Source organism: Amycolatopsis sp. NPDC104587 (genome assembly GCF_055583645.1).
On the sequence record NZ_JBVJNO010000017.1, the window covers coordinates 97,416 to 112,270 of the forward strand.

The window sequence follows — 14,855 nt, forward strand, 5'->3', positions numbered from 1 at the left end:
GGGCTGGGCTCCCCCCCCCCTATGCCCGCGGGAGAGCCCACCCACCCAAAACCACGCCCCCCACCCGCCCCCCGCCCCTGGTGGGTGGGGGGCCTTTTTCCCCCCCCCCCCCCCCCCCCCCACGACCACGTCACTGCTTGCGGGCGACTCCGCCCAGCGTCAGGAAGTTCAGTTCGGACAGCGAGTGCAGCCGCGGGCCGTCCGGCCACCATTCGTGCAGGTAGACCAGCCCCGGGCGAAGCAGCTCCGTGCCGTCGAAGAATCCCGTGATCTCCTCGCGGGTGCGGTGGACGCTGCCCAGCCCGGTGCCCTGGAAGCTCGTCTCCAGCAGCCGCGCGAGCTCTTGGCGCGGCGAGTCCTCTTCCGGGTCGAAGTGGTGCGTGAGCAGCAGGTACGACCCGGGCGCGAGCGCGTCGACGTACTCCGCGACGATGCGCTTCGCCCGGTCGTAGTCGTCGATGTGGTGGACGATCGACGTCAGCATCAGCGCGACCGGCCGCGAAAAGTCCAGGTACTCCTTGACGACCTCGTCGGCCAGCGCCTCGGCGGGCCGGGTCAGGTCCGCGCCGGTCACGTGGGTCAGGTAGTTCTCCTCGAGCAGCGCCCGCCCGTGCACCTGCACCACCGGGTCGTTGTCTACGTAGACCACCTGCGCGTCCGGGTTGTACCGCTGGGCCACCTGGTGGGTGTTCTCCGCGGTGGGCATGCCGGAGCCGAGGTCGAGGAACTGGTCGATGCCGCGTTTCCCGGCGAGGAACCGCACCGAGCGCACCAGCCACTCACGGTGTTCCCTCGCCATCGCCTGCGCGCCCGGCGCGATCGCCAGCAGCCGTCGCATCGCTTCGCGGTCGACCTCGTAGTGGTCGTGCCCGCCGAGGAGCGCGTCGGACAACCTCGCCAGGCTCGCCTTGCTGAAATCGAGGGAAGCGGCGCCTCCCCCGGTTCCGGACCGCAGGTCGCCAGGCGTCATCGGCTGCTCTCCCACTCGTCGTGGCCGGCGAGCTCCTGCCCGGGCTCGCCCACCTTGTCCGGCAACGGACAGTGCTCAGACTACGACATGGCGTTCACCAAGTGAACCGGGCCGAAGGGCCTTCCCTGCCAGGGCGTATTACCCGATCACCACCTCGTGCCAAGTGGTTGCGCCATCCGTGGTCCGATACAGCGCGGAGCCACCGTCCGCGTCCGGCTGCCCGTCGACGACCACCCCGGTGCCCCGGCCCGGGAAGTCCAGATCGGTCAGCCCGAGGCCGCGTTCGGAGAGCACGGTCGTCTTCCAGGTGCGGCCACCGTCGGCCGTGCTGTGCAGGAACCCGGTGCCACCGCCGATCGCCGCGACCGTCGCGGACGTCGGCGAGGCCGCGCCGAAACCCTGGGTGATCCCGAGGAACGGCGCCGCGTCACTCCCGGTGAACACCCCGCCGAGCGACGGCGCGTGCCGCAGCCGGCGCTCGGTCGAGCCGGGCTGCGGCGAACCGGGGCTGCTGCTGCACAAGGCCACGACCTGCCGGTCCCGCACCCCGGCGAGCGACGCGACCGACCCCGCCGGGCACGGCGGATCGGCGCGGGTGAAGCGGACGCCGTCCCGCGAGGTCCAGTACTCCTCCGTCGTGTAGTCCGCGCCGAGCGCGACCTGCAGTCCACCGCCGACGGCCAGGTCGCCGTAGGTGATGCCGCCGCTGACGGCGAACCCGGGCACCGGGACCAGCACCGGCGAGCCGGCGGCCGCCGAGTACAGCCGCGTCGAGCCGCGGCCTTCGCCGTAGGTCGTGACCACCGCGAAGACGCGGCCGCCGGTTTCGGTGATCTTCGAGAGGTAGAACGGTTCCCGCGCGCCGACCACCCCGACCGGGTGCCAGCTCGCACCGCCGTCGCGGGTCGTGCGCACGTGCACGCCGTCGTCGACGTACGCGACGCGGTCGCTGACGAACGTGAGCGCGACGTGGTTGTGGTTGTCCGGCAAGAGCATCGGCGGCGCGCCGAGCCGCCGCCAGTGCCGCCCGCCGTCGCTGGTGCCGGCCAACGCGGGACACCACGACTTCCCGCACGGCGCGTACCCCAGGACGTAGCCGGTGTCAGGACCGGTCCAGCTCGTCGAGGCGGGCCGGAACCCGGCCGGCACCACGGTTTCCGCCGCCGCGGGCGAGGCGAAGAAGGCCAGGAAAGCGAGGACGGACACCAGCAGCGCCGAGCGCCGGGGACTTGTCATGATCACGTGGACGTCCCGAGCGGGGCGGGGTTGCCCGCCCCGCAGGAGGTTCCACCGCGCGGCTCAGCGCGGGATCGGCTCAGGTCAGGTTCTCGGCGAATCCGGCGTGCAGCCTGCGCAGGTCGGCACCGGCGGCGAGGTCGCCGAGCACGGTGACTTTCATCGTGGCGCGCTCCCGTCATAGATCGTCTCGACGCGCAGAGCCCGCGCACCCCATCCGCCGACGCGACGACCGTCGCCGCGATCCGGTACCGCCTGCCGATCCGGACCGCCTTCGGCGACCTGCTCGGTTTCGCTCACCCGGGTGACGGGTATTCCCCGGTGCCACCGTACGCCCATGTCCGTCCACATCGGACTCCTCGAAAGGACGGCGACGACGATGCCGTATCCCCCTCCGCCCGAGCAGCCGTACGAGCAGCCGTACGAACCGCGGTACGAGCCCGCCGCGACCGAAGAAGTCGTGGAGCGGACGCCCGCGCGCCTGCGGATCGTCCGCACGGTCAACGCTCTGATCCACCTCGTGTGCGCGGTGTTCGCGCTGGTGCTCGCCGTGCACATCGTGCTGGTGTTCGGCGAGGCGAACGCGGCGAACGGCTTCGCGCACCTGATCTCCGAGTGGTCGGCCGGCGTCTCGCTCGGGCTGCGCGACCTCTTCACGCCGGACTCCGAGAAGTTCCGGGTGTTCTGCAACGACGGCCTGGCCGCGGTCATCTGGCTGGTCATCGGGGCCGTGCTGACCGACGTCATCACGCGCATCGGCGCGCCCGGACCCAGGCGGGTCTGGTACCGCCGCCGCAGCTATCGCTGACCGAAAAGCCACAAAAAGGCACAAAAAGAGCGCCTCCCCGGCCGGGGAGGCGCTTTTCACGTCCGGACGGATCAGCGCTGGGGCTGTTCGGTGCCGGGTTGAACGGGCTCCGGGCTGGGCTCGGGCCGGGTCTGCTCGGCCGTTTCGACGCCCCGGGGTTCGGGAACGCCCTCGGCGGCCGTCGCGTCGAAGTGCTCACGGCACCACCGGCCGTAGCGCCTTGCCTGCACAGTCATCGCGTCCACCTCCTCTCCGCGGGCGATCCAGGTCACACCTTCAGCGTCCTCCACCGGGGCGCCGAACACCAACAAATTTAAGCCGGACTTAAGGACACGTCCGGGTGACTGTCCACAGAGGACGTCCGTCAGCCGGCGAACTCGCGCACGACCGTGCGGCAGAACGCCGGCAGGTCGTCCGGGTTGCGGCTGGAGACCAGGCCGTTGTCCACGACAACCTCTTCGTCGACGACCGTGCCGCCGGCGTTACGGATGTCGGTCCGGATGCTCGGGTACGACGTCAGCGTGCGGCCACGTACGACATCCGCTTCGACGAGCGTCCACGGACCGTGGCAGATCACCCCGACCGGCTTGCCGGCCCGCACGAAGTCGCCGACGAACTTGACCGCGTCCGGGTTCGTGCGCAGGTTGTCCGGGTTCATCGTGCCGCCGGGCAGCAGCAGCGCGTCGAAGTCGCCGATGCCGACGTCGGCCACCTTCCGGTCGACCGGGAACCGGTCGCCCTTGTCGATGTCGCCGTTCATCGCCTGGATCTCGCCGGTGTCGAGGGACACGAGCTCGACCGTGGCGCCCTCGTCGAGGACGGCCTGGCGCGGCTGCTCCAGTTCGACCTGCTCGACGCCGTCCGCGGCCAGGATCGCGACACGACGACCCTGCAGTGCGTTGGCCATGGAGAACTCCTCCGTCTGGGAAAATGCGCGTGCACGAGGGGAGTTACCCCCTCGGAGGGCGGCCAAACTCGCTCCATTGAGGACGGTGGGTCAGTCCGCGCACTCCACGGCGAGCACCGCGATGTCGTCGTGGGCGGAGCTGCCGAGCCAGTCGCGCACGGCCTGCCGCAGCCGCCGCACGACCTCCCGGGCGGGCTGGCCGGCCGCGGCCGTCAGGACCGCGCGCAGCCGGTCGTCGCCGAAGAGCTCCGCCTGGTCGTGCCGGTTGCGGGCCTCGGTGATGCCGTCGGTGTAGAGCAGGCACAGGTCGCCGGGCCCCAGCCGCACCTGCGCCTCGGCGAAGCGCGCCTGCGGCGAGATCCCGACCAGCGTGCCCGGGACGGTGACCTCCTCGACGGTCCCCGCCCGGCGGACGATCAGCGGCGCCGGGTGCCCGCCGGAGGCCAGCGTCAGGTCGACGCCGCCGTCGACCGGCTTGGCCGTGCCGAGCACCAGGGTGGCGAACCGGCTGCTGCCGCCGGCGATGAGGAGCTCGTTGAGCAGCCGCAGCAGCGTCCGGCCGTCGCGCTCGACCATCGCGAGCGCGGTCAGCGCGTGCCGGACCCGGCCGGTCAGCGCCGCGGCCTCCGGTCCCTTGCCGCAGATGTCGCCGAGCACGAGGAACGCGCTGCCGTCCTCGTGGGCGAGGACGTCGAAGAAGTCGCCGCCGACCGCGAGCACCCCGCCGGCCGGCTCGTACCAGGTCTCGAAGCGGGCGCCGTCGAGCTCGGGCGGGTCGACCGGGCGCAGGGTGGTCTCGAGCCCGCGGGTCGCCTCTTCCTGGCGGGCGTAGCGCTGGGCGTTGGCCAGGGCCGTCCCGGCGGCCAGGGCGAACTGCGCCTCGGCGCGGGCCTGCTCGGCGCCGAACTCCGGGTCCGCGCGGCGGCCCAGCAGCAGGGCGCCGGCGCCCGCGCTCTGGCCCAGCGAGACCACGGTCACCTCGGCGTGCCCGGCGAACCGGTCGGCCACCATCGAGGGCAGCGTGGCGACCTCGGCGGCCGGAACGGCGGCGGACTCCGGCTTGCCGGCGGCCGCGAAGGTCGCCGCCAGCACCGGCGCGACCTGGGCGGGGACCCGGCGGATCCGCCCGTGCCCCGGCGCGGCCGGCCGCTCGCTGCTCCACCACTCCCACCGCCCGCGGGTGGTCGGCAGCAGCACAAAAACGGTGTCGGCGAGCGCGGACGCGGCCAGCTCGGCGATCACCCGGGCGGTGCCGTGCCGCCCTCGCGCGGCGGCCAGCCGGGGACCGGCGTCGGCCAGGAAGTCGCCCACGTGCCGCTGCGGGACGTCCTCGGCGGGGACCGTCCAGGCGTGCCAGCCGCCAGGCAGCGCACGGACCCGCGCGGGGCGGCGGCGACCGCCGACTTCCACGTGTCCGGAGGTCTCGGCGACCGGGTGCAGGCGGGGCTCGACGCCCCCGGTCAGCGTGTGCGCGGCGGGGTTCGCCCAGCGCAGCACACCCTCGACATCCTGCAGGAACACGGCGTCACGGACGTCTTCGAGGACCGCCCGCCCGAAGGCGTCGAAGCCCGGCGGCGCGTCATCGGCCGTCATCGGTGGCAGGGCCGCCGACGCCGGGGCCGGACGTGACACCATGCACGGACCTCCTGCCTCCGGACTGCTATCGCACGGCTACCGCGTGAGCGGGCGGACTGGCTCGAAGTGTAGGGCGAATCATGACACGCTGGGTCGAGGACCATGGCTGGCGCATGCGTGGTGGAGAGGGTCGGCACACATGACAACGGAATCCCAGAGCGAAGCGGCCGCGCTGGAACGGCTGCTCGTCGCGGTGCGGGATCTCGGGGACGGCAACTTCCGCCGGCGGCTCGTGCCGCACGGCGACGGCATCTCGGCCCAGCTCGCGGTGGCGTTCAACGACATCGCCGAGCGCAACCAGCGGCTGGTCAGCGAGCTGCTGCGGGTCCGCGCCGCGGTCGGCCAGGACGGCAGGCTCAGCGAGCGCGTGGAGGCGGAGGTCGGCCCGGGCGGCTGGACCACCGCCGTGGACAGCGTCAACGGCCTGGTCGAGGACCTCACGCGCCCCACGATCGAGCTGGACCGCGTGCTCGGCGCCGTCGCGGAGGGTGACCTCGGCCAGCCGATGACCATGACCCTCGACGGCCGTCCGCTGCAGGGCGCGTACGCGGCCCTGGCGAAGACGGTCAACGGCCTCATCGCGCAGCTGTCGCGCTTCGCCGCCGAAGTGACGAGGCTCTCCGGCGAGATCGCGGGTGAGGGACGTCTCGGCGGGCAGGCGGTCGTCCCGGGCGTGTCCGGCACCTGGCGCGACCTGACCGACTCGGTCAACGGGATGGCCGACAACCTGACCGACCAGGTCCGCAACATCGCCCAGGTCACCACGGCCGTCGCGCGCGGCGACCTGACCCAGAAGATCACCGTCGACGCCCGCGGCGAGATCCTCGAGCTCAAGAACACCATCAACACCATGGTGGACCAGCTCTCCTCGTTCGCCGACGAGGTCACCCGCGTCTCCCGCGAGGTGGGTTCCGACGGCAAGCTGGGCGGCCAGGCGCAGGTCGCCGGCGTCGCCGGGACCTGGCGCGACCTCACCGACTCGGTCAACCAGATGGCCGACAACCTGACCGACCAGGTCCGCGGGATCTCGCTGGTGGCGACCGCGGTGGCCAACGGCGACCTGACGAAGAAGATCGACGTCGACGCGCGCGGCGAGATCCTCCAGCTGAAGAACACGCTCAACACGATGGTCGACCAGCTCTCCGCGTTCGCCGGCGAAGTCACGCGGGTGGCGCGGGAGGTCGGCTCCGAGGGCAAGCTCGGCGGCCAGGCCGAGGTGGCCGGCGCGGCCGGGACGTGGCGCAGCCTCACCGACTCCGTCAACGGGATGGCCGACAACCTCACCGACCAGGTCCGCAACATCTCGCACGTGACCACGGCCGTGGCGAAGGGCGACCTGACCCAGAAGATCACCGTCGACGCCCGGGGCGAGATCCTCGAGCTCAAGACGACCATGAACACCATGGTGGACCAGCTGTCCGCCTTCGCGGACGAAGTCACCCGGGTGGCCCGCGAGGTGGGCACCGAGGGTCAGCTGGGCGGGCAGGCGCAGGTCCCCGGCGTCGCCGGCACCTGGCGCGACCTCACCGGCTCGGTGAACTTCATGGCGAACAACCTGACCACCCAGGTCCGCAACATCGCCCAGGTCGCGACGGCCGTCGCGCGCGGCGACCTGACGCAGAAGATCGCGGTGGACGCGCGCGGCGAGATCCTCGAACTCAAGACCACGCTCAACACGATGGTGGACCAGCTGTCCGCGTTCGCGGACGAAGTCACCCGAGTGGCGCGTGAGGTCGGCACCGAAGGCAAGCTCGGCGGCCAGGCCACGGTGCCCGGCGTCGCCGGGACGTGGAAGGACCTCACCGACAACGTCAACTTCATGGCGAACAACCTGACCGACCAGGTCCGGAACATCGCCACGGTGACGTCGGCGGTCGCGAAGGGCGACCTGACGCAGAAGATCTCGGTCGACGCGCGCGGCGAGATCCTCGAGCTCAAGACCACGCTCAACACGATGGTGGACCAGCTGTCCGCGTTCGCGGACGAAGTCACCCGAGTGGCCCGCGAGGTCGGCACCGAAGGCAAGCTCGGCGGCCAGGCCACCGTCCGCGGGGTCGCGGGCACCTGGAAGGACCTCACCGACAACGTCAACGTCATGGCCACCAACCTGACCGACCAGGTGCGCAGCATCGCCACGGTCGCGGCCGGCGTGGCCAACGGCGACCTGTCGAAGAAGATCTCGATCGTCGCCCAAGGTGAGGTCGCGGCGCTGGCCGAGACGCTGAACGGCATGGTCGAGACGCTGCGCGCGTTCGCCGACGAGGTCACCCGCGTCTCGCGCGAGGTCGGCACCGAAGGCATCCTCGGCGGCCAAGCCCGCGTCCCCGGCGTCGCCGGGACCTGGAAGGACCTGACCGAGAACGTCAACTTCATGGCGCACAACCTGACCAGCCAGGTCCGCAACATCTCGCAGGTGACCACCGCGGTCGCGCGGGGCGACCTGACGAAGAAGATCGACGTCGACGCCCGCGGCGAGATACTCGAGCTCAAGACCACGATGAACACGATGGTCGACCAGCTCTCGGCGTTCGCCTCGGAGGTCACGCGCGTGGCGCGCGAGGTCGGCACCGAGGGCAAGCTGGGCGGCCAGGCCGAGGTCGACGGCGTGTCCGGCACCTGGCAGCGGCTCACCGAGAGCGTGAACCAGCTGGCCGGGAACCTGACCACGCAGGTCCGCGCGATCGCACAGGTGGCGACGGCGGTGACGGCCGGCGACCTGACCCGGCACATCGCGGTCGACGCGTCCGGTGAGGTGTCCGACCTCAAGGACAACATCAACCAGATGATCGCGAACCTCAAGGAGACGACGAGGACCAACCGCGAGCAGGACTGGCTGAAGACGAACCTCGCGCAGCTGTCGGGCCGGATGCAGGGCCACCGCGACCTCGCGTCGGTGGCGGCGCTCATCCTGTCCGAGCTGGCGCCGCTGGTCCGCGCGCAGCAGGGCGCGTTCTTCCTGGCCCGCGACGACGACCGCGACGGCACGGTGCTGGAGTGCATCGCCGCCTACGGCCTCGCGCAGTCCCGCGCCGGGCTGCGGTTCGCGATCGGCGAGTCGCTGATCGGGCAGGCCGCCGTCGACCAGCGCACGATCCTGGTCCACAACGCGCCGCCGGAGTACGCGCTGATCTCGTCCGGGCTCGGCTCGGCGTCGCCGGTGAACCTCATCGTGCTGCCGGTCCTGTTCCAGGGCGAGGTGCTGGGGGTGCTGGAGCTGGCCTCGGTCAACGAGCTCAGCACGGTGCACCAGGACCTGCTGGAGCAGCTGCGGCACACGATCGGCGTCAACGTCAACACGATCCTGTCGAACTCGCGGACCGAAGCGCTGCTCACGGAGTCGCAGCGGCTGGCGCAGGAGCTGCGAGCCCGGTCCGAGCAGCTGCAGGCCCAGCAGGGCGAGCTGCGGCGGTCCAACACCGAGCTCGCCGAGAAGGCCGCGCTGCTCGCCCAGCAGAACCGCGACATCGAGGTCAAGAACAGCGAGATCGAGCAGGCGCGCCAGGAGCTGGAGGAGCGCGCCGGGCAGCTGACGGTGGCGTCGCAGTACAAGACCGAGTTCATGGCGAACATGTCCCACGAGCTGCGGACGCCGTTGAACAGCGCGTTGATCCTCGCGAAGCTGCTGTCGGAGAACCCCGAGGGCAACCTGACGGAGAAGCAGATCCAGTTCGCGAAGACGATCTACGCGGCCGGGTCGGACCTGCAGCAGCTGATCAACGACATCCTCGACCTGGCGAAGGTCGAGGCGGGCCGGCTCGACATGCAGATGTCGGACATCACGCTGCCCGAGCTGGTGGACTACGTCGAGTCCCTGTGCCGGCCGCTGACCGCGGACAAGGGGCTGGAGTTCGCGGTCCACATCGACCCGCCGGTGCCCGGGAGCGTCCACACCGACGAGCACCGGCTGCAGCAGATCCTCCGCAACCTGCTGTCCAACGCGGCGAAGTTCACCAACGAGGGCGGCGTCCGGCTCCACATCCGGGCCGCGGACCCGGCGGAGGTGGAGCAGGAGGCGCTGCGGAACGCGCCCGGCATCGTCGCGTTCGCCGTCGAGGACACCGGGATCGGCATCCCGGAGGAGAAGCTGGCGGTCATCTTCGAGGCGTTCCGCCAGGCGGACGGCACCACGAGCCGCAAGTACGGCGGCACCGGCCTGGGGCTGAACATCAGCCAGCAGCTGACCGAGCTGCTCGGGGGTGAGCTCCGCGTGGTCAGCGAACCGGGCGTCGGATCGACGTTCACGCTGTACCTCCCGGTGGCGGCGGCCAACCTGGTCGACCCGGCGGTGACGGCGCTGTCGTCACCGCGCCTGCCCCCGGTCCCGAGCACCCTCCTGGTGGCGGCCCCCGACATCGCCCCGAAGCGCTTCCACGGCGAAAAGGTCCTGATCGTCGACGACGACCTCCGCAACGTGTTCGCGCTGGCGGCGGTCCTGGAGCAGGCGGGCCTGGAGGTGGTCTACGCGGAGACGGGCGTCGACGGCATCCGGGCCTTGGAGCTCCACGAGGACACGGCGCTGGTCCTGATGGACGTGATGATGCCGGAGCTCGACGGCAACGCGACGATCGCGGCCATCCGAGCCGAAGCGGCCAACGCGGACCTGCCGGTGATCGCGGTGACGGCCAAGGCGACCCCGGAGGACAGGGCCCGCACGCTGGCCAGCGGCGCGGACGAGTACATCACGAAGCCGGTGGACACGGACAAGCTGCTGGACGTGATCGCGACGTCGTTGGAAGCGGACGCCGCGTCCTTTGGAGCGGGTGACGGGAATCGAACCCGCGTAGCTAGTTTGGAAGACTAGGGCTCTACCATTGAGCTACACCCGCGTGCCCCCGGAGGGACCCGGGTGCGTGGCCAGCTTAGCGTGACCCGCTACTCTGATCACACACCCCCCTCGGGGGGCGGGACCGGGATGTGGCGCAGCTTGGTAGCGCATCCGCTTTGGGAGCGGAGGGTCGCAGGTTCAAATCCTGTCATCCCGACGACAAGGGCTGGATCTGCGGATTCAGCCCTTTTTCGTGTCGGCCGATCCGGCTCGGGAGCCGGCACAGCGCTTGGTGACACTTCGCCTCGTGGCGCCGGACCTGCCTCCGGCGCGATCGGCGCGCCGGAGACAGACTTCGTCGTCCCCCGTCGGCGTCTGGTTCCACCCCGGTGACTACGAGTTCGCCAGCTGCCACATCCCGAGCACGTCGTCGTCGAAGTAGGGCGAGATGACCTTGCCGTCACCGCCGGTGCTGATGACGCCGTTGACGTAGCCGAGGCTGCTGCCGCTGCCGTACACCTGCAACCACGGTCCGCCACTGGCCCCGGCCTGGAAAACGCACGGGATCTTGAGCTGGTTGTCCGGCGGGATGAGCCAGCGAGCCGTCGTTCCCGAGCACACCTGCTGCGTGTTGTCCAGCCGGTAACCCCAGACCGTGCGGTCGGCCTCGAGCGGCTGGTCGACCATGAGCCCGTTCCACGACCCGACGGCGTCACCGACGTTCTGCCCGAACTCGTTGGGTCCGAGCTGGACGATCGCCACGTCCCACGCCGACCAGCCGTGGTCCTGCCAGCCGGACATCGTCACGACGCTCGTCGCCGTGAAACTGCCGAACGGCGGGTCTTCCGTGCCTCCCGGCGCGAATCCGGGATAGAACCTGATGGTGGGATACGGGCCCGTGCCGTCTCCTGGGGAGACGCAGTGGCCTGCGGTGATGATCAGGTCGTGGCGCCGGCCCGTCAGCACGCTTGCCGTGCATTCGGAGGTACCGCTGTGAAAAAGCCGCCCGACAGTCGCGTTGGGCGCCGCGCCGGCTGCCAATTCCTTACCAGGCAGTGTTCCCGGCAGGAGCGCCTTCGCGTCGGGTACGGATCGAGCGACCCCGTGAGCAGAAGGGCGGCAGTGAGCGCAGCCACCTTCGCGAGTGATGCGGACATTCTCGTGCCTCCAGTTCCGCGGGCTTGGGAGCCCCGGGAACTCACTGTGTGTCCGCCCTCGCGTGCTGATCAAGACGTTGCCCGAGAACCTGCACCCAGGTCCGCGTCAACGGGAACTGGCTCGGCTCAGGCGACGCAGAACTCGTTGCCCTCCGGGTCCAGCATCATCACGTAGTCGAGGTTCTCCCCGTCACGCGCCTCACGCACCACCGTCGCGCCCGCAGCCACCAACTCAGGCACCTTCGCGCCGATCAGGCGTCCCCGCTCCGCCATGTCCCACGGCCCCCGGCCGGCGACCCTGATATCCAGGTGCAAGCGGTTCTTCACCGTCTTTCCCGCCGCCTTCACGAATCCGATCGTCGGGCCCACCCCGGACGGGTCGACGATCGAGGCGTTGTCGGGCTTGTCGAATCCCGGCTCCGGCACGTAACCCAGTGCCAGCGCCCAAAAACCTGCCGTGCGCTCGACGTCTTCGGCGTCGCACACCAGCGTCCAGTAGGCAGCCATGGGTCGACCGTACGGGGCTTCGACTCGGCGGACGTCTCCTGAAAAGCCCGATCTTGTTGTATTTTCCCGCCTTCTGACGACTCATCTCACGGAGAGGTGGTGTCCGATGCCCAGAGCGATCCCCTCGCTCGTCCTCGTCGCCGTGGCGGTCGCGGCCTGTGGACGTGCTCCCGAACCCAGCTCCGCCCCGCTGTCCAGCGCGCTGGCGCTGGTCCCGAGCACCGCGACGACCGCGGAAGCCCCCACGACCACCACCGCCGTCCCGGTCTCGAGCGCCATGGCACCACCGACGCACGCCTCCACTTCGGCCGCGACGACGACCGCGAAGCCGCCGGCAAAAACGACGGCAGCACCGCCACCGCCGAAGCCGCCGGATCGGTGGGTGCTCGGCTCCGGGGACCGGCGCAGCATCGAGCAGATGACCGGGCAGCCCTTCGCCGACTTCGCCGTCGACGACTTCTACCGCTCGATCTGCCCCGCGCACGACGCCTGCATCAAGAACGCCTTCCGGGTCGACCCCACCCTGGGCCAGGACGACGTCGACTGCCTGGTCGGCGGCAAGGACATCCCGGACCCGCTCTCCGAGGGAGGCACAATCACTTGGGTCGTCAACAACCTGTGCGACCCCGCCTGACCGCGCGCCGCCTGGCCGGGCGGCCGGCGCCCGTCAGCAGCGAGGCGCCGTCGCGGGCGCTGAAGGTGTTCAGCTCCATCCTCGCGCCGACCACCGTGCTGACCGCCCTGCTCTTCTACTTCGGGACGCAGCACGCCAACGCCTTCTGCCGGTGGTTCGGCGTCCACTACTCGGTGCTCGGCCTGTCGGTGTCCGACTACCTGATCCGCGCCACCGACGGGATGACCGTGCCCATCACCGCGGTCGCCGCCGTCGGGCTCGCCGCGCTCTGGACGCACCGGTTCCTGGAAGCGCGGCTCTCCCCGAAGGCCTGGCAGACGCTGCTGCGCCGGGCCGTGCCGGTGCTCGCCGTGGCCGGTGTCGCGCTGGTCGGGCTGGGCCTGACCGGCCTCGCCGCGCCGGCCCTGCTGTACCGGTTCCCCGGCCTGCCCGGCCTGTGCATCGCCGTCGGGTTCACGTTCTTCCCGCTGGCCGACCGCCTGCACCAGGCCCGCACCGGCCGCCGCGGCTCCCCGACGGCGGCCGTCGTGCAATGGACGTTCACCTTCGTGCTCGTCACCGTCGGCTCGTTCTGGGCGGTGACGGACTACTCCGCGGCCGTCGGCGAGCTGCGGGCCTACGAGTACGAGGTCGCGCTGCCGAAGATGGCCGAAACCGCGGTGTTCAGCGGCAAGGACCTCGGCGTCCGGACGCGCGGGGTGCGGATCACCCCGTGCGCGCCGGACGCCCAGTACCGCTTCCGCTACGACGGCCTCGTGCTGGTCCTCCAGGCGGGCGGGACGTCACTGCTGCTGCCCCGCGAGTGGAACCGCGCGGACGGCACGGCGATCCTGCTCCCGTCCTCGGCCGACGTCCGCCTGGAGTTCGCGCCGAACGGCACAACTCGCGACCACATCTGCTGACCGGCGATCAGTTCGTCACTTGAACGCCGCCGCGGTGCGCGCCGCCCAGTCCGCGAACGGGCGCGGTGGGCGGCCCAGCACCGCTTCGACGTCGGGACTCACCCGCTGCTCCGCCGCCGTCGGGGTGCCGAGGATGTCCAGTGTCGCGTCCGCGACCTCGGGCGGCATGAAACCCAGCATGCCCGCCCGCGCCTCGTCCCGGGTCAGCGGAACGAACTCGACGGACTCTCCCACCGCTTCGCCGATGGCCGCCGCTTGCTCGCGCGGAGTCACCGGGGCCGGGCCCGTCAGCTCGTACGTCCGGCCCGCGTGGGCGGGGTCCAGCAAAGCCGCGGCCGCCACCGCCGCGATGTCCGCCGGGTCGATCACCGGCAGGGCGACGTCGCCGAACGGGGCGGCTAGCGTCCGGGAGGTCCGCACGCTTTCCGCCCACTGCAACGCGTTCGACGCGAACCCGCCCGGGCGCAGGATCGTCCACTGTAGACCCGAGGCGCGCACCGCGTCCTCGAAGAACGCCGGGTGCCGCCCGGTTCCGACCCCCTGCGACGACAACAACACGACCCGCGCCCCGGCCGCCTGCTCCAGCACCGGTTCCCAGGGACCTCGGAAGTCCCCCGGCAGCAACAAGAACACCGCCGACGCCCCTTCGAAAGCCGGACGCAACGTCGACGCGTCCGACAGATCCCCCGGCACCGGCCCCCGGCGGGACACGGCCCGCACTTCTTCCCCCGCCGCCGTCAAAGCTTCGACCAGCGGTCGTCCGACGTTTCCCGTCGCTCCAGTCACTACGATCATGCGGACGACGCTACATTCCGACGTATAGTAGGTACCTAGAAGAAAGTATTGGCTGGAGGCCCCGAACGTGACCGGAACCACACCCGAGCTGGCCTGTCCGATCGCCCCGGTGGTCGACATCGTCTTCAGCCGCTGGACCACCCCGATCCTGTGGACGCTCAAGGAGTACGGGCGGCAGCGGTTCGTGGAGCTGGAGCGCCGCATCGCGACGATCAGCCCGAAGGTGCTCACCCAGCGGCTGCGGCAGCTGGAGCGCGACGGCCTCGTCGTGCGCACCTACCACCCCGAGGTCCCGCCGCGGGTGGAGTACGAGATCAGCGAGCTGGGCCGCAGCCTCGGCCCGCTGTTCGCGTCGTTGTCCGAGTGGTCGGGCAACCTCGAGCACGTCGAAGCGGCGCGGCAGGCCTACGACGCACGCCGGTAGCCCCCTGGGGGGGAACGCCGATGTCCCAGCCGAAGAGGAACGGCCCACACGGACACAGAGTGGGACGGGGGGAGAGCGGACGGGGTTCCGGGGGTCGGACGGTGGGGGGGGGGAG

The 14,855-nt window shown here is 71.1% G+C and carries 13 protein-coding genes and 2 tRNA genes; 6 read left to right on the forward strand and 9 right to left on the reverse strand.

The features are described 5' to 3' along the window. Positions 1-130 precede the first annotated feature (130 nt). Together ACZ61C_RS40345 and ACZ61C_RS40350 are read right to left on the reverse strand one after the other, a co-directional pair. Positions 131-970, reverse strand: a complete 840-nt coding sequence (locus ACZ61C_RS40345) for an SAM-dependent methyltransferase (protein ID WP_465313214.1) — start codon at positions 968-970, stop codon at positions 131-133. A 138-nt stretch (positions 971-1,108) separates the two neighbouring features. Next, positions 1,109-2,206 carry a sialidase family protein gene (locus ACZ61C_RS40350; RefSeq protein ID WP_465313215.1) on the reverse strand — a complete coding sequence of 366 codons (1,098 nt, stop codon included), beginning with the start codon at positions 2,204-2,206 and terminating at the stop codon, positions 1,109-1,111. Between the two features lie 379 nt (positions 2,207-2,585). On the opposite strand from ACZ61C_RS40350, the gene ACZ61C_RS40355 reads away from it, so the two are divergent. Next, positions 2,586-3,014, forward strand: a complete 429-nt coding sequence (locus tag ACZ61C_RS40355; RefSeq protein ID WP_465313301.1) for a hypothetical protein — start codon at positions 2,586-2,588, stop codon at positions 3,012-3,014. 71 nt (positions 3,015-3,085) lie between these two features. Here ACZ61C_RS40355 and ACZ61C_RS40360 read toward each other — a convergent pair whose 3' ends face one another. From ACZ61C_RS40360 to ACZ61C_RS40370, 3 genes are all read right to left on the reverse strand, one after another. Continuing rightward, a complete protein-coding gene (locus ACZ61C_RS40360) occupies positions 3,086-3,250 on the reverse strand; it encodes a hypothetical protein (RefSeq protein WP_465313216.1) in 165 nt (54 codons plus the stop codon). Positions 3,251-3,378: 128 nt separating this feature from the next. After that, a complete protein-coding gene (locus tag ACZ61C_RS40365; protein ID WP_465313217.1) occupies positions 3,379-3,921 on the reverse strand; it encodes a type 1 glutamine amidotransferase domain-containing protein in 543 nt (180 codons plus the stop codon). Between the two features lie 90 nt (positions 3,922-4,011). After that, positions 4,012-5,556: a SpoIIE family protein phosphatase gene (locus ACZ61C_RS40370; RefSeq protein WP_465313218.1), complete on the reverse strand. Its 1,545-nt coding sequence runs from the start codon at positions 5,554-5,556 to the stop codon at positions 4,012-4,014. A 139-nt stretch (positions 5,557-5,695) separates the two neighbouring features. Here ACZ61C_RS40370 and ACZ61C_RS40375 point away from each other — a divergent pair, with 139 nt between their 5' ends. Continuing rightward, positions 5,696-10,357 carry a HAMP domain-containing protein gene (locus ACZ61C_RS40375; RefSeq protein ID WP_465313302.1) on the forward strand — a complete coding sequence of 1,554 codons (4,662 nt, stop codon included), beginning with the start codon at positions 5,696-5,698 and terminating at the stop codon, positions 10,355-10,357. Here the strand turns inward: ACZ61C_RS40375 and ACZ61C_RS40380 are convergent. After that, positions 10,309-10,382: transfer RNA gene (locus ACZ61C_RS40380), tRNA-Gly, on the reverse strand. The genes ACZ61C_RS40375 and ACZ61C_RS40380 overlap by 49 nt on opposite strands. 82 nt (positions 10,383-10,464) lie before the next feature. Between ACZ61C_RS40380 and ACZ61C_RS40385 the strand changes: the two genes are divergently transcribed. Continuing rightward, positions 10,465-10,538 (forward strand) — tRNA-Pro (locus tag ACZ61C_RS40385). A 176-nt stretch (positions 10,539-10,714) separates the two neighbouring features. On the opposite strand, the gene ACZ61C_RS40390 is transcribed toward ACZ61C_RS40385, so the two are convergent. Together ACZ61C_RS40390 and ACZ61C_RS40395 are read right to left on the reverse strand one after the other, a co-directional pair. Further along, a complete protein-coding gene (locus ACZ61C_RS40390) occupies positions 10,715-11,122 on the reverse strand; it encodes a trypsin-like serine peptidase (protein ID WP_465313219.1) in 408 nt (135 codons plus the stop codon). A gap of 482 nt (positions 11,123-11,604) precedes the next feature. Beyond that, positions 11,605-11,985: a VOC family protein gene (locus ACZ61C_RS40395; protein ID WP_465313220.1), complete on the reverse strand. Its 381-nt coding sequence runs from the start codon at positions 11,983-11,985 to the stop codon at positions 11,605-11,607. Between the two features lie 106 nt (positions 11,986-12,091). Here ACZ61C_RS40395 and ACZ61C_RS40400 point away from each other — a divergent pair, with 106 nt between their 5' ends. Then, positions 12,092-12,619: a hypothetical protein gene (locus ACZ61C_RS40400; protein ID WP_465313221.1), complete on the forward strand. Its 528-nt coding sequence runs from the start codon at positions 12,092-12,094 to the stop codon at positions 12,617-12,619. Further along, on the forward strand, positions 12,604-13,521 hold the full coding sequence (locus ACZ61C_RS40405; protein ID WP_465313222.1) for a hypothetical protein: 918 nt from the start codon (positions 12,604-12,606) through the stop codon (positions 13,519-13,521). The genes ACZ61C_RS40400 and ACZ61C_RS40405 overlap by 16 nt, the downstream gene beginning before the upstream one ends. A 15-nt stretch (positions 13,522-13,536) precedes the next feature. On the opposite strand, the gene ACZ61C_RS40410 is transcribed toward ACZ61C_RS40405, so the two are convergent. Beyond that, on the reverse strand, positions 13,537-14,316 hold the full coding sequence (locus ACZ61C_RS40410; RefSeq protein WP_465313223.1) for an NAD(P)H-binding protein: 780 nt from the start codon (positions 14,314-14,316) through the stop codon (positions 13,537-13,539). Between the two features lie 67 nt (positions 14,317-14,383). Here ACZ61C_RS40410 and ACZ61C_RS40415 point away from each other — a divergent pair, with 67 nt between their 5' ends. Beyond that, positions 14,384-14,740: a winged helix-turn-helix transcriptional regulator gene (locus ACZ61C_RS40415; RefSeq protein WP_465313224.1), complete on the forward strand. Its 357-nt coding sequence runs from the start codon at positions 14,384-14,386 to the stop codon at positions 14,738-14,740. The last annotated feature ends 115 nt before the right edge of the window (positions 14,741-14,855 follow it).